The 13,269-nt window shown below is 64.4% G+C and carries 15 protein-coding genes; 4 read left to right on the top strand and 11 right to left on the bottom strand.

The window, feature by feature from the left end:
- Nucleotides 1-4: 4 nt before the first annotated feature.
- The 3 genes from X268_RS05880 to X268_RS05870 all read right to left on the bottom strand — a co-directional run bounded on the left by X268_RS05880 (nucleotide 5) and on the right by X268_RS05870 (nucleotide 1,907).
- Nucleotides 5-1,171 carry a winged helix-turn-helix domain-containing protein gene (locus tag X268_RS05880; RefSeq protein ID WP_128924055.1) on the bottom strand — a complete coding sequence of 389 codons (1,167 nt, stop codon included), beginning with the start codon at nucleotides 1,169-1,171 and terminating at the stop codon, nucleotides 5-7.
- Between the two features lie 115 nt (nucleotides 1,172-1,286).
- On the bottom strand, nucleotides 1,287-1,541 hold the full coding sequence (locus X268_RS05875; RefSeq protein WP_128924054.1) for a hypothetical protein: 255 nt from the start codon (nucleotides 1,539-1,541) through the stop codon (nucleotides 1,287-1,289).
- Between the two features lie 120 nt (nucleotides 1,542-1,661).
- Nucleotides 1,662-1,907, bottom strand: coding sequence for a hypothetical protein (locus tag X268_RS05870; RefSeq protein WP_128929158.1), 246 nt, complete (start codon nucleotides 1,905-1,907; stop codon nucleotides 1,662-1,664).
- A 537-nt stretch (nucleotides 1,908-2,444) separates the two neighbouring features.
- Between X268_RS05870 and X268_RS05865 the strand changes: the two genes are divergently transcribed.
- Nucleotides 2,445-3,086: an OmpA family protein gene (locus X268_RS05865; protein ID WP_128924053.1), complete on the top strand. Its 642-nt coding sequence runs from the start codon at nucleotides 2,445-2,447 to the stop codon at nucleotides 3,084-3,086.
- 57 nt (nucleotides 3,087-3,143) lie between these two features.
- Here the strand turns inward: X268_RS05865 and X268_RS05860 are convergent, their stop codons facing one another.
- Nucleotides 3,144-4,574 (bottom strand): phospholipid carrier-dependent glycosyltransferase, encoded by a 1,431-nt coding sequence (locus tag X268_RS05860; protein ID WP_128929157.1) that lies wholly within the window; start codon nucleotides 4,572-4,574, stop codon nucleotides 3,144-3,146.
- Nucleotides 4,575-4,625: 51 nt separating this feature from the next.
- On the opposite strand from X268_RS05860, the gene X268_RS05855 reads away from it, so the two are divergent.
- Together X268_RS05855 and X268_RS05850 are read left to right on the top strand one after the other, a co-directional pair.
- Nucleotides 4,626-5,327, top strand: a complete 702-nt coding sequence (locus X268_RS05855; protein WP_164937558.1) for a FecR family protein — start codon at nucleotides 4,626-4,628, stop codon at nucleotides 5,325-5,327.
- A 2-nt stretch (nucleotides 5,328-5,329) separates the two neighbouring features.
- Nucleotides 5,330-6,499, top strand: coding sequence for a hypothetical protein (locus X268_RS05850; RefSeq protein ID WP_164937557.1), 1,170 nt, complete (start codon nucleotides 5,330-5,332; stop codon nucleotides 6,497-6,499).
- A gap of 82 nt (nucleotides 6,500-6,581) precedes the next feature.
- On the opposite strand, the gene X268_RS05845 is transcribed toward X268_RS05850, so the two are convergent.
- From X268_RS05845 to X268_RS05835, 3 genes are all read right to left on the bottom strand, one after another.
- Complete coding sequence (locus X268_RS05845) at nucleotides 6,582-7,070, bottom strand: VOC family protein (RefSeq protein WP_128924050.1); 489 nt, start codon at nucleotides 7,068-7,070, stop codon at nucleotides 6,582-6,584.
- 39 nt (nucleotides 7,071-7,109) lie between these two features.
- A complete protein-coding gene (locus X268_RS05840) occupies nucleotides 7,110-7,538 on the bottom strand; it encodes a VOC family protein (protein WP_128924049.1) in 429 nt (142 codons plus the stop codon).
- Between the two features lie 126 nt (nucleotides 7,539-7,664).
- A complete protein-coding gene (locus tag X268_RS05835; RefSeq protein WP_028134790.1) occupies nucleotides 7,665-8,180 on the bottom strand; it encodes a cupin domain-containing protein in 516 nt (171 codons plus the stop codon).
- 128 nt (nucleotides 8,181-8,308) lie between these two features.
- On the opposite strand from X268_RS05835, the gene X268_RS05830 reads away from it, so the two are divergent.
- Nucleotides 8,309-8,527 carry a CsbD family protein gene (locus X268_RS05830; protein WP_128924048.1) on the top strand — a complete coding sequence of 73 codons (219 nt, stop codon included), beginning with the start codon at nucleotides 8,309-8,311 and terminating at the stop codon, nucleotides 8,525-8,527.
- Nucleotides 8,528-8,670: 143 nt separating this feature from the next.
- Here the strand turns inward: X268_RS05830 and X268_RS05825 are convergent, their stop codons facing one another.
- From X268_RS05825 to X268_RS05810, 4 genes are read right to left on the bottom strand one after another with little or no spacing between them, the layout of a single operon-like run.
- Nucleotides 8,671-9,135 carry an FKBP-type peptidyl-prolyl cis-trans isomerase gene (locus X268_RS05825; RefSeq protein WP_128924047.1) on the bottom strand — a complete coding sequence of 155 codons (465 nt, stop codon included), beginning with the start codon at nucleotides 9,133-9,135 and terminating at the stop codon, nucleotides 8,671-8,673.
- A 60-nt stretch (nucleotides 9,136-9,195) separates the two neighbouring features.
- Entirely contained in the window at nucleotides 9,196-11,487 is a 2,292-nt protein-coding gene (locus X268_RS05820) for a xanthine dehydrogenase family protein molybdopterin-binding subunit (protein WP_128924046.1), read from the bottom strand.
- 2 nt (nucleotides 11,488-11,489) lie between these two features.
- Nucleotides 11,490-12,506, bottom strand: coding sequence for an FAD binding domain-containing protein (locus X268_RS05815; RefSeq protein ID WP_128924045.1), 1,017 nt, complete (start codon nucleotides 12,504-12,506; stop codon nucleotides 11,490-11,492).
- Between the two features lie 4 nt (nucleotides 12,507-12,510).
- Nucleotides 12,511-13,125, bottom strand: a complete 615-nt coding sequence (locus X268_RS05810; RefSeq protein WP_128924044.1) for a (2Fe-2S)-binding protein — start codon at nucleotides 13,123-13,125, stop codon at nucleotides 12,511-12,513.
- Nucleotides 13,126-13,269 lie beyond the last annotated feature (144 nt).

Raw genomic sequence — 13,269 nt, 5'->3', positions numbered from 1 at the left:
AAGTTCACTCCGCCAATTGAAACTGCTCGAAGCGATCGAGCTCTTCCTCGATCACACGCTTGAGGTCCTTGCGGCCAGCGGTCTTCTTGCCCTGCCCGACCCAGGTCCATTTCTGCATCAACAGCTTCTTCGCCTGCCGGTCGGTCTTCAGATCGAGAGCGGCGACGATCTCGTCGCCGACCAGCACGGGCAGCGCGAAGTAGCCGAACTTGCGCTTGGCCTTCGGCACATAGGCTTCGAACAGATGATTGTAGCCGAAGATGAGGTTGGTGCGCTTGCGCTGGATGATGAGAGGGTCGAACGGCGAGAGGATGTGGACGAGATCGGGCGAGACCGCCTCACCGTTCGCCTCGAGCGCCGCCGGCGTCGCCCAATGCTCCTGCTTGCCGGCGCCGTCAATCGCGACAGGCACGAGCTCGCCGCGGCGAACGCGGGAGGCGATCAGGCCGGCCACCGCCTTCTTGCGCGGCGCGTCGAGATGGCAGATGGAATCGAGGCTCACCACACCCTGCGCCCGTAATGCGCGATCGAGCAGATAGGCCGTGATCTCCCCGACCGAGGCAGGCCTCGGCAGCCTGTCCCAGCCGAAATGGCGCGTCATCAGCTCGTAGGTCTTGAGCATGCCCTGCCGCTCGCTGACGGTCACGGCGCCGGTATAGAAGGCGAGCTGAAGCGCCCGCTTCGAGGGCTTGCGGCTCTGCCACAGATGCTCCTTCTCGACGAGCACGTCATCCTCGATGTCGCGGATCGTTAGCGGACCGGCACGCAGCAACCGCATCACCTTGCGCGTGTCGGCAGGCTTCACCGAGGCGAACCATTTGTGCCCCTCGCGCCGATGCGCGCGCATCGCCGGCAGGAACAAGCAGAAGTCGCGCGTCGGCACGTAGGACAGCGCATGGGTCCAGTATTCGAACACGCTCTTGTCGGCGCTCTGGGCCTGGCGCAGATCGGCGCGGCGGTAGGACGGAATGCGGCTGAACAGGATGTGGTGATGGCAGCGCTCGATGACATTGATGGTGTCGATCTGCACATAGCCGAGATGAGCGACCGCATCGGCCACGGCCTGCGCGCCCGCGCCGAACGGGGCGCGCCGATCCAGCCGCTGGGCATGCAGCCAGATCTGCCGGGCCTGTGTCGCGGTGAGCGGGAATGGTTTGGGCGCGCGAGACATTGCGAGGTGGAATGTAGCGAGATTCGCGCCGGGAGAAAGAACCTGAGCAGAACCAAAAAAGAAAAAAGCCGCGCTGCCATCTGCTGACAACGCGGCCGGATCACGCGGCCGAGGCCTACTTCGCCATCATGGCCTTCTGCGATTTCATGTAGTGCATGCAGGCGCTCTTCATCTTGCCATTGCTCATGTCGGCGTTGGCCATGGCCATTTCCTTGTTCGACGCCATCTTGGCCGGCGTGTCGGGCGTGCCACCCATCATCGCGGCGGACTTCATCATGTTGTCCTTGGTGCACCCCATCATCGCAGCGGATGCTGGCGACAGCGGCAGCGTGAAGGCGACAAAGGCAGTGGCGGTGAGCAAGGTCTTCATCGAAACGTCTCCTCCGTAAAACGAAACCGGCGTCATGCCGGCCTTCGCAATTACGTATTCTCTCGCGCCGACGTTTCGTGGAGAAGATAATTTTATTGCTGCGATGCGACGAAGGGAGGCTCAGCGGCCATCCTTCGGCGCCTTGGGCCGGGCCCCGAGGCTTCCGGTGGCGACATCCGGCTCGCAAAAGGCCTTGCCGCGCCCCTCCGCCTGGCAGCGATAGACGTTGCCGGTGAGGCGGTCGACCAGCCACATGTTCTCGTCGGTCGGCCCTTCCAGCCCGACATAGCGGGAGGTCAGCCCCGTGATCAGCGTCGACAGCAGGATCGCCACGGCGATCATGGCTGCACCGATATAGATGGGCATTGAGCTCACGGACACTGTCCGATCCGGCGGGCCACTGCGATAGAACTGATAGTCACGTTGATAATCGCTTGGCCTCGGCACTGGATGGAACTCTGCTCCCTTATTTTTTTGCGGTTGACGGAGGTGGATGCCCTGCTAGGCGCGCATCTGGCCGATTTCTTGTTCACGACCGGGCCGCGCGGCGACGGCTTTGCGACGATCGGTGTGCAGAGGTTTCCGCCAAGCCTATGATTGGCCGCCTTCCCGCGATCGGAGAACGAGCCGCCGCACCTCCGCGTGATTTCAATCACCCGACGGGGCCGCGCCGTTTGAACTCCCGTTGCAGAGAGCGCGACAACTGCCATTGGCGCAAATCGAGCCTGCCCCCGGAGCAGCCGCGAAACGCGCCGGTCCTCCTCCTAAAACGCCGGCGGGAATGCGCTGGGATGGCCCGGAAGCGGCCGTAGCCAACGTGACCAAGATCACATCAAGACCTTTGAACCCGCCCTATGCTTGCAGCATCAAATCGCTATCAGGCGTAACAGCGAGGATACGACAATGACCCGTTTTGATAAGTTCTTTGGGCTGAAGGCGATTACTCTCTCCGCCGCGCTGACGATGACGGCGGGCCTCGCCCTGGCCGGCGACACCAACGTCTCCAGCGGCCAGATCCTGGATGCATTGAAGCCGAAGCCGGCCACCCGCGGCCTGTCCGTCGGTCCGCAGACCGACACCACCGCGCAGGCCAAGGAAGCGACGTTCCTGAATACCGTGCGCAACCGCTCGACCCGGTCGCTCTCGACGGGCGAGCGCGAGCAGATCGCCGAACTCGCCGCGACCAAGCCGAAGATCGACCTGGAGATCCAGTTCGATTACAACTCGGCCGACATCGCCAAGACCTCGGTGCCCTCGGTGCAGGCGCTCGGCAAGGCCCTGTCCGATCCGGCGCTCAAGGGCTCGACCTTCGTAGTCGCCGGCCACACCGACGCGATCGGCGGCGAAGAGTACAATCAGGGGCTCTCCGAGCGGCGCGCCGACACCATCAAGAAGTACCTGGTGCAGAACTACGGCATCAACGGCACGGATCTGGTCACCGTCGGCTACGGCAAGGCCAAGCTGAAGGACACCGCCAACGGCGCCGACCCGATCAACCGCCGCGTCCAGGTCGTGAACATGGATACCAAGACCGCGTCGAAGTGACGCCGAACTGATCGCAACCACAAACACGCCGCCTGCCGCTGCCGGCAGGCGGCGGTGTCATATCCAGCTCTGGAACAGCATCAGCCGGCCGAAGGTCCGCATCGAGACGCCGACGAAGGCCGCCGAGATCGGCAGCATGACCGCAAAGCCGATCGCCGCGACGCCGACATAGGCCCACAGCAGCCAGCGCGGCAGGCCGTCCCGACGCAGCACATAGACCAGCGCGAGCGACGACGCGGTGGCGGCCGGCAGATAGTAGTAGATGAAACCGAGCGTGCGCGGCAGCAATGCCCAGGCGAGCCAGGGGCCGAAATAGAACGCCGCGATCAGGAACGCATCCCAGCGGCGCGCGACGACGAAATCCCGCAGCACGACGGCGAGCGCGACCAGAGCCGGCCACAACACCAGCGGATTGCCGAGGAAGACGACCGCGGAAACGTTGTCATCCGCGGTCTTGTCGAACAGAAACCACACCGGGCGCGCGAGCAGCGGCCAGGACGGCCATGAACTCATATAGGTGTGCCCGGCAATCGCGGTCGTGGTGTTGTCGGCGAAGATCCGGCGCTGCGCCTCGATCAGGTCAGGCAGCGACACTCCGTAGAGCGGAACGAAAGCGGCAAGATAGGCCACGCCAGGCAGGACCGCGAAGCACAGCGCGACATGATGCAGCCTCAAGCCCGGCCAAAGCTCCGGCCGATACCAGTCGTCCGGCCTTGCATCGGCGAACAGTGTGTGCCAGCCCTGCATCAGGCGGATCATCGCAACGATGACGATGCAGACGCCGAGCGGAAAAAGCCCGCTCCATTTGCAGGCGGCGGCGAGGCCGAACAGGCTGCCGGCGAGCGCGAACAACGCCTGCGGCCGCTCTCTTCGAAATCCGTGCATGAAGGCGGCGGTCGCAAGCAGACCGAGGCCGAGCGCAAAGATGTCGAGCATGGCGATGCGCGCCTGCACGTACAGCATCTGGTTGAGGCCAGCGATCAGCGCCGCGGCGACCGCGGGCCCTTGTGCGGAGAACAGCGCGAGGCCGCACAGATAGATCGCGACGATCGCCAATGCGCCGAACAATGTCGCGGGATAGCGCCAGCCAAGCGCATTGTCGCCGAAGGCCGCGATCGAGGCCGCGATCAGCTCCTTGCCCAGCGGCGGATGCATCGGATTGAGCATCGGCTGCGACATCGCCGGCGCCAGCATCTGCCGCGCCGCGGGCACGTAGTGCACCTCGTCGAAGACGAACTTCTCCGGCGTCGTCAGTCCGATCAGCAGCGCCAGATGCGCGATCAGGAAAATCGCGACAGCAATCACTGCGCTTCGCGACATCATCGGAACCGCGGACAATTCGAGCGGCTGCTGGGAGGCTGTTTTGCGTGGCAAATCTGCGTCACCGCGGACAAAAATAGAAGCTTCGTTCTTCATTGAACGCATTCTGCCGCAACTGTCACTAAGCATCACGCACGTCCCGCGCTGCTTGTGATAATTTCGCCACATCGCAAGCATGCGCGATCCGGTACGATCAGGGACACATCGATCGGTTGCGAAATGAATTTGCGTTTCTGGCTTTTCCCCACCCTGTTATCGGCGGCACTCTGCGCCGCGCCCAGCGCAATGGCGCAGACGCGCGTCGGCGAAGCCGTGTTGATCCAGAATGAAGTTGTGCGCGTGGCCGCGACCTCCACGCCGATCAAGGTCGGCGACAGCATGCTGCGCGACGAGACCGTGCGCACCGGCGCCGGCAGCGCGGCACGCTTCGTGATGGCCGACAGCACCAATCTGTCGCTCGGCCCCAGCGCCATTCTGAAGCTCGACCGCACCGTGTTCAACGACGAGCACAGCTATCGCGACGTCGCGATCCGCATGACCACAGGCGCCTTCCGTTTCGTCACCGGACATTCGGAGAAGGCCGCCTACAAGATCACGACGCCGCTCGCGACCATCGGCGTGCGCGGCACCACGCTCGACGTCCTCTCGCAGCGCGGACGCTCCGTCGTCGTGCTTCAGGACGGCGCGGCAAGCGTCTGCACGACGAGCTCGCAATGCGTGCAGCTGACCCAGCCGGGCGACACCGCGATCATCACCTCGACCGGCGGCAAGGTCGGCATCACCAAGACCAACACGCCGCCCTGGAGCTTCGCCGCCAACTGCGCCACAAATGCCGGTCTGTGCGCGGTGAACCAATATGCCGACGCCTCGCCGACCATCACGCCCGCTGTCCACGACGACGGCATGCTGTGCGGGCGCTGACGATGGCGAAGTTCAACTTCCGGCTCTTCCTCACCGGCCTGCTGACCGCGGCCGCTGCGCTCGCGCTTGTCGCGCTCGATGTTCGTCAAGCGGCGGCCCAGGCGGCCTGCGAAATCGAATGCGGCGAGCCGACCCCCTACCCGACCTATTCGCCGTCGCCAACGCCGACCTATTCGCCGTCACCGACACCGACATATTCTCCGTCGCCCAACCCGTCCCCTTCGCCGAGCCCCTCGCCCTCGCCCAGCCCGTACCCGACACCGAGCCCGACGCCGACCGGCGCGGATTCCAGCGGCAATTCGATCGGCGGTCTCGCCAATCAGCGCTTCAACCAGATGATCACCAACCGGGTGCTGGGCACGGTGCTGCTCGGCGTCAACGAGCAGATCAATTGCAGCGACTGCATCAGCGCGTTCGGCTCGGCCGGCTCGTTCTCGGCCGGCATCCACGGCCGCAAGCAGCTCACCAACAATCTGTCGCTGCTCGCCGGCATCGCCTACACGCAATACAACGAGGGCGGCTACAAGATCACGAGCGCGCCGATCGGCGCTTTCGCGCTGCGTTATGACTTCACCGACTGGGGCTCGTCGCGCCCGTTCTTCGACGTCGGAACGATCCTGACGCCGTGGGAGAAGGCGCGCTATACCCGCAGCTACGACACCAGCCTCGGCCCGGTGAGCGTGACGAGCTCGACCAACGCCTCGAACTACGCGGTTTACGGCCGCGCCGGCTGGATCAGCCGCGTGTCACCGCGCGACGAGATCGCAGCCTCGATCGAGGTCTGGCAGCTCTGGCAGCGCGTGTCCGGCTACAGCGACAATGCGGTGGCCTTCAATCCGTTCGACGCCACCATCGCTGATGGCACCGACCGCACCAGCCTCGTCAAGATCGGCGGCCAGTGGACGCATCTCTACGGCAGCAACATCGAGGCCAACATCAATGGCGGCTGGGTGCAGTCGTTTGCCAGCCACAGCGGCATCGTCGCCGCCGTGACCGGACAGGGCATGGTGGTGCCGACCATGGGCAACCAGGGCTGGTTCGAATATGGCGGCCGGCTCGGATTCCGGGTGCAGAAGGGCTGGATCGTGGATCTCTTCGCCAACGGCACGCTGGGCCCGCAACCGGTCGGCAACACCATCCATGGCGGCGTCGGGCTGAGGATCAATTATTAGTCGGCTGGCACGGTCTCGTAGGGTGGGCAAAGCGACAGCGTGCCCACCCTACGATGCTGATCGTGTGGCGAGAGCATCTGCACTACGCCGCCGACTTGCCCTCGAACGCGCGGCGTAGGACGTCGACATCCAGCTTGACCATCTTCATCATCGCCTGCATCGCGCGTGCGGCGGCTGCCTTGTCGGGGCTCGACAGGAACTCCAACATCACCTTCGGCACCACCTGCCAGGCAACGCCCCAGCGATCCCTGAGCCAGCCGCACTGCTCCTCCTTGCCGCCATCGGCCAGGAACGCATTCCAGACGCTGTCGACCTGGGCCTGATCGTCGCAATGGATCATCAGCGAGATCGCGTGGGTGTATTCCATCTTCATGCCGCCGTTGAGCGCGACCAGCGGCTGCCCGGCCACGGTGAACTCGACGACGAGCACGGATCCTTCCTTGCCGGACGGACCATCGGAGACGTTGCGCTGGACGTGCGTGATCGCCGAATTCGGCACGAGCGAGGTGTAGAACTTCGCAGCTTGCTCGGCATCGCCGTTGAACCACATGCAGGGTACGACCTTGGACATCGTGAATGCTCCTTTGAATTTGCTGTTCGGTGACGGCGATCAGGCATTCGCCATGGCGGGCTGCAGAGGGACTGCCGCCATGTCGAGCCAGTTCACACCCCACATATGGCCATCCGGATCCTCGAAGCTGCGGCCGTACATGAAGCTGTATTCGTCCTTGGGACTGGGATCGGCGATCCCGCCCGCCGCCTCGGCCTTGCCGACCATGGCGTCGACCTCGTTACGGCTGTCGGCCGACAGGCAGAACAGCGCCTGGTTCGAGGTCTTGGCATCGGTAATCGGCTTCGGCGTGAACTGGCGGAATTTGTCGTGAGTCGTCAGCATCACGTAGATGGTCTCGGAAAAGACCAAGCAGCTCGCCGTATCGTCGCTGAATTGCGGATTCCGGGTCGCGCCGACCGCCTCGTAAAAGGCGGTCGCACGCCTGAGGTCGGTCACGGGCAGATCGAGGAAGATCATCCTGGGCATCGGAGGCTCCTTGGGGGTTCCGCCCAAGGACGGATGGCCTGGCGGCCATCCGACACGGCTTCCGGAATTTTTTCGGCCTTGCGCTTGCCCGGGTCCGCCGTGTCGACCCCCGTGAGGCCGTCAAACCTACTTCTTCTCGTTGGGGTCCCGATGCACCGGATCGATCCACAGCACGGTTTCGGGCTTCTCGACCGGCTCGATGTCGAGGTTGATCGCCACCGCCTCGCCGTCGCTGCGCACCAGCACGCATTCCAGCACCTCGTCCGGGCTGGCGTTGATCTCCTGATGCGGCACGTACGGCGGGACGAAAATGAAATCGCCGGGGCCGGCCTCCGCGGTGAATTGCAGGCTCTCGCCCCAGCGCATCCGCGCCTTGCCCTTCACGACATAGATGACGCTCTCGAGATGGCCGTGGTGATGCGCGCCGGTCTTGGCGTCGGGCTTGATGCTGACGGTGCCGGCCCACAATTTTTGCGCGCCGACGCGAGCGAAGTTGATGGCGGCGGCACGGTCCATGCCGGCCGTCGACGGCACGTTGGTGTCGAGCTGATTGCCGGGAATGACGCGCACGCCGTCATGTTTCCAGCGATCATCATGATGATCGTGATCATGGTGGGAGTGCGAATGGTCATGACCGGTCATGGGACTTGCTTTCTGTTGGTTCCGTGCGCGGCAAACTAACCCGAAGCGGCGCCCGCGAGCCATACCAATTTCGGAACCCTCGTAGCTGCGGGACGTTGTCTTTGCGAGCAAGATGAAAGGAGAGTTTCATGGGCAGCACGACCGACAAGATCAAGGGCACCGCCAACGAGGCGATCGGCAAGGCCAAACAAGGCGTCGGTGAAGCCACCGGTTCAGACCGCATGAAGGGCGAAGGCGTGGTCCAGGAAGTGAAGGGCAAGGGCCAGCAGGCCATGGGCGATGCCAAGGACGCCGCCAAGGACGCGATCGATCGCGCCGCAGCAGGGGCCAAGCGCGCGGCGGAATGACGCGCGGCAAGTTGAAAAGCAAAAGACCGGCCGAAAGGCCGGTCTTTTTGTTTGAGCCGTCATTCCGGATGGTCCGAAGGACCAGACCCGGAATCTTGAGATTCCGGGTTCGATGCGAACGCATCGCCCCGGAATGACAGTAACTATTTCACCGCGAGCAATTCCACGTCGAACATCAGCGTCGCGTTCGGCGGGATCACGCCGCCGGCGCCGCGCGCGCCGTAGCCGAGCTGCGGCGGGATGATCAGCGTGCGCTTGCCGCCGACCTTCATGGAGGCAACGCCCTCGTCCCACCCGGCGATGACGCGGCCCTTGCCGATCGGGAATTCGAACGGCTCCTTGCGATCGACGGAGCTATCGAATTTCTTGCCCTTCTGGCCGTTCTCGTAAAGCCAGCCGGTATAGTGCATCACGCAGATCTGGCCGGGCTGCGGCGAGGCACCGGTGCCGACGGTGGTATCGATGATCTGCAAGCCTGAAGCTGTGGTCATGGTCTTTCCTGCGGTCTGGGCCGAGGCCGTGGTGGAAACAAAATGCGACACGCCGGCGATCATGGTAATCGCGAGCGCCGACATCAGGGCGAGAAGCGCGCGCTGAAAACGCTGCATAAGGCACCTTCCGTTTGGGGCGGAAGGTGTCTAGCGCAACGCGAGAGAGGTTTCCACCCCTCACGCTTCGATATTTTCCAGCCGGACCGGGAGCTTGCGGATGCGCTGGCCCGTGGCGTGATAGATCGCATTGCAGATCGCCGCATTGGTGCCGACATTGGCGAGCTCGCCGATGCCCTTCGCGCCGACGGGATTGATGTGGTCATCCTGCTCGGACAACAAAATGACCTCGACGTCGGGCACGTCCGCATTCACGGGCACGAGGTAATCGGCGAGATTGTCGTTGACGTAGCGCGCATTGCGTTCGTCGATCTCCGTGGCCTCCAGCAGCGCCGACGACATGCCCCAGATCAGCCCGCCCATCAGCTGGCTGCGCGCGGTACGCGGGTTCATGATGCGGCCCGCAGCGAACGCGCCGACGAGGCGGGGACAGCGGATCTCATGCGTGAAGCGGTTGACGCGGATTTCGACGAATTCCGCACCGAACGCATAGGCGATCTGGTCCTTCATCGCGTGACCGCCCACGAGCCGTACCTGGCCGCTATGCATGGCACGGAAGGAATCCAGCGGCGCGCCTTCCGGCTTCCACTCGCCATATTCCTCGACGACGCCGACACCGAGTGCGTCGAACGCCTTCTGCAGGTCGAGCGGACGGTCCCCCTTCGCCGCCTGCGTGGCCGGTGTCTGGCCGATGCCAACGGTCTCTTTCGCCTTGTCGGTCAGGCTTTGACCCGGCATCTCCGCCTTGAAAAGACGCTGCCGGATCTGATCGCACACCATCATGACGACGGAACAGGTGCTGGCCGTGGAGTTCGAGCCTCCCGCGACGGGCGCCGGCGGCAGATCGCTGTCGCCGATGAAGACGGCAACCTTCTCGAGCGGCACGCCGAGCCTTTCGGCTGCCGTTTGAGCAATGACGGTGTAGGCCCCAGTTCCGATCTCGTGGCCGGCGATCTCGACGCGGGCGCGGCCATCGCGCTGCAGACGTACGCGTGCCGCGGCGGGGCCCATCTGGGTCGGATAGCAGGTGGCCGCACAGCCATAGCCAATCAACCAGTCCCCGTCCGACATCGACCTCGGCTGCGGCGAGCGCTGCGCCCAGCCGAACGCCTTGGCGGCTTCGTCGAAACAGGCCATCAGCGCGCGCGAGGTGTAGGGCTTGCCACCGATGGGCTCGTTGGTGGTGTCGTTGATACGGCGGAGCTCGACCGGATCCATGTTCAGCTTGACCGCGAGCTCGTCCATCGCGCTTTCCAGCGCAAACAGGTACGGCACCTCTGGCGGCGAGCGCATGAAGCCGGGCGTGTTGCGGTCGGCCCGCACGATCGAGACGAGGCTGTCGACATTCGGACAGGCGTAGAGCCGCGTCGTGGTCTTGGTGCCGCCGACGCAATAGGCGTCGGGCCGCGACGACAGCTCGGCGCCCTCATGCCTGAGCGCGACCAGCTTGCCGTCGCGACGCGCACCGAGCTTGATCTCGTGGCGTGTCTCGGCACGATAGGTGGTGATGGTAAAGCCCTGGTCGCGGGTCGGAACCAGCTTGACCGGCCGGTTCAGGCGCCTGGCAATGCTGGCGATGATGGCGGTGCGTGGCGTCATCGAGCCGCGGGAGCCGAAGCCGCCGCCGACATAGGGGTTGACCACGCGCACCTTGTCGGCAGCGATGCCGAGCTGTTCGGCGACGCCATATTTCAGGCCGTAGACGAACTGGCTTGGCTCGTAGATGACGAGCTCGTCGCCCATCCACGCGCAGCTTGTCGAGAACAGCTCCATTGGATTGTGGTGCTGCGTCGGCGTCTCATAGGAGGCGGTCAGCTTGACCTCGGCCTCATCGAACGCCTTGGCGAAATCGCCCACCTTCGGGTCTTCCTTGAACTGTGCATTCTGCCCCTTCGCGGCCGCGCTGGTCGTGCCCGGCGAGTCGAAGCTCGCGCTTGGGGTGGCGGCGGTGTAGCTGACCTTGACGCGGTTGGCGGCCTCGCGCGCCGCCTCGTAGGTTTCGGCGATGACCACCGCGATGATCTGGCCGTCATGGGCGATGTCGGCCGATTTCAGCGGCTGGATCGTCGTGCCCGCATAGCCGCCATTGCTGAAGAGCTTGGAGTCCTTCAGCTTCGGCGCGTTCTCATGGGTGACGATATCGATCACGCCGCGGACGCGCCTTGCGCCCTCGAGATCGAAGCTGTCGATCCGTCCCTTGGCGATCGCGCTGGTGACGAGGAACGCATAGGCGGGGGCGGCGAGCGGCATGTCGGACGCATAGGTCGCGCGTCCCGTCACCTTCACGACCGCATCATAGCGCGGCACAGGCTGACCCATGTTCGTCTTTGGCTCGGGAACAGCAACGGTCATGATCAGACCTCCATCGTTACGGCCTGCTGGAGCGCATGGGCCACGACGCGCTTGCCGAGCGCGATCTTGAAGCTGTTGTGCCGCCGCCCCTTGGCGCCTGCGAAAGCGACAGCGGCAACACGCTGCGCCAGGCCGTCGTCGAATTTCTGTCCTTTCAACAGGGCCTCCGCCTCGCGCGCCCGCCAGGGCACGGTCGCGACACCGCCGAGCGCGACGCGTGCGTCCCGGATCGTGCCGTCCTGCAGGTCGAGCGCGACCGCCGCCGAGGACAGCGCAAACTCATAGGACTGCCGGTCGCGCGCCTTGAGATAAACCGAACGGGGCCAGCGTCCGGAAATGGAGAACGCCGAGATCAGCTCACCTGGCTGCAGCGCGGTCTCGATGTCCGGCGTGCTGCCGGGCGCCTTGTGCAGCTGGGCAAACGGCAGGCTGCGGACCCCGGATTTTCCGGTGATTTCGACCATTGCATCCAGCGCGATCAGCGCCTGCGCGAAATCGCCGGGATAGGTCGCGATGCAGTGGTCGGAGACGCCGAGCACCGCATGCATGCGGTTGACGCCGTCCAGGGCGGCGCAGCCGGAGCCGGGATTGCGCTTGTTGCAATTCTCATAGGACACATCGCGGAAATAGCTGCAACGCGTTCGCTGCATCACGTTGCCGCCGAGCGTCGCCATGTTGCGCAATTGGGCGCTGGCCGCAAGCTTCAGGGAATTGGCGATCACCGGATAGTTGCGCTGGATTTCCTCATGCGCGGCGACATCCGCCATCTTCGCGAGCGCGCCGAGGCGCACACCATCGCTCCTGGGCTCGATCTCCGACCAGCCGCGCGCGAGCGGATTGATGTCGACGATCGCGGCGGGCCGCATCACGTCGAGCTTCATCAGGTCGATCAGCGTGGTACCGCCCGCCAGCGGCTGCGCGAGGGCCTGAGGCAGAGGAATGTTTGCGGCCGCAGCGGCGCCGAGCGCCTGCACGGCCATATCGGGGTCTGTTGCCCTTTGATACGAAAACGGTCGCATGCGCCTAGCCTTTCATGATCTCGGGCGCGGCCTGCTTCACCGCGGCGACGATGTTGGGATAGGCGGCACAGCGGCAGATGTTGCCGCTCATATATTCGCGGATGTCGGCCTCGCTGTTGGCATGGCCCTCCTTGACGCAGCCGACGGCCGACATGATCTGGCCGGGCGTGCAATAGCCGCACTGGAACGCGTCGTTGTCGATGAAGGCCTGCTGCATCGGATGCAGGCGTTCGTCGGTGGCGAGACCTTCGATCGTCGTGATCTCCTGCCCCTCGGCCGCGAGCGCGAGCGTCAGGCACGACACCACGCGCCGATCGCCAATCAGTACCGTGCAGGCGCCACATTGGCCATGGTCGCAACCCTTCTTGCTGCCGGTGAGCTTGAGATGTTCACGCAATGCATCGAGCACCGTGGTGCGCGCATCGATGGACAGGTGCTTCTCCTTGCCGTTGACCCGCAGAGTGACACCGACGGGAAGCGCCGCATCCTGTGCAACCGGCGCCCTGGCCTCCTCTGCAGTCGCGCGCGCCGTGAGCGGGACGAGCGCGCTGCCGGCCGCTCCGGCTAGGAAGGCACGCCGATCGAATGCAGATTGTTTGGAACTTGATGTGCCGGACATCGACGCCTCCGCCGCTGATCTCTCAAAGCAGCGCACGCCTGCACCGCCCATCGCCCCTTAACCTGAAGCAATGAGCTCCGTTCCGAATGAGAAAAGGGCGATGCAGCAAATGCCGCATCGCCCTGCGTCAACTTTTCCTGATTT

The organism is Bradyrhizobium guangxiense (genome assembly GCF_004114915.1).
In the GTDB taxonomy this organism is placed as follows: domain Bacteria; phylum Pseudomonadota; class Alphaproteobacteria; order Rhizobiales; family Xanthobacteraceae; genus Bradyrhizobium; species Bradyrhizobium guangxiense.
This window is presented reverse-complemented; position numbering and strand designations above follow the sequence as displayed.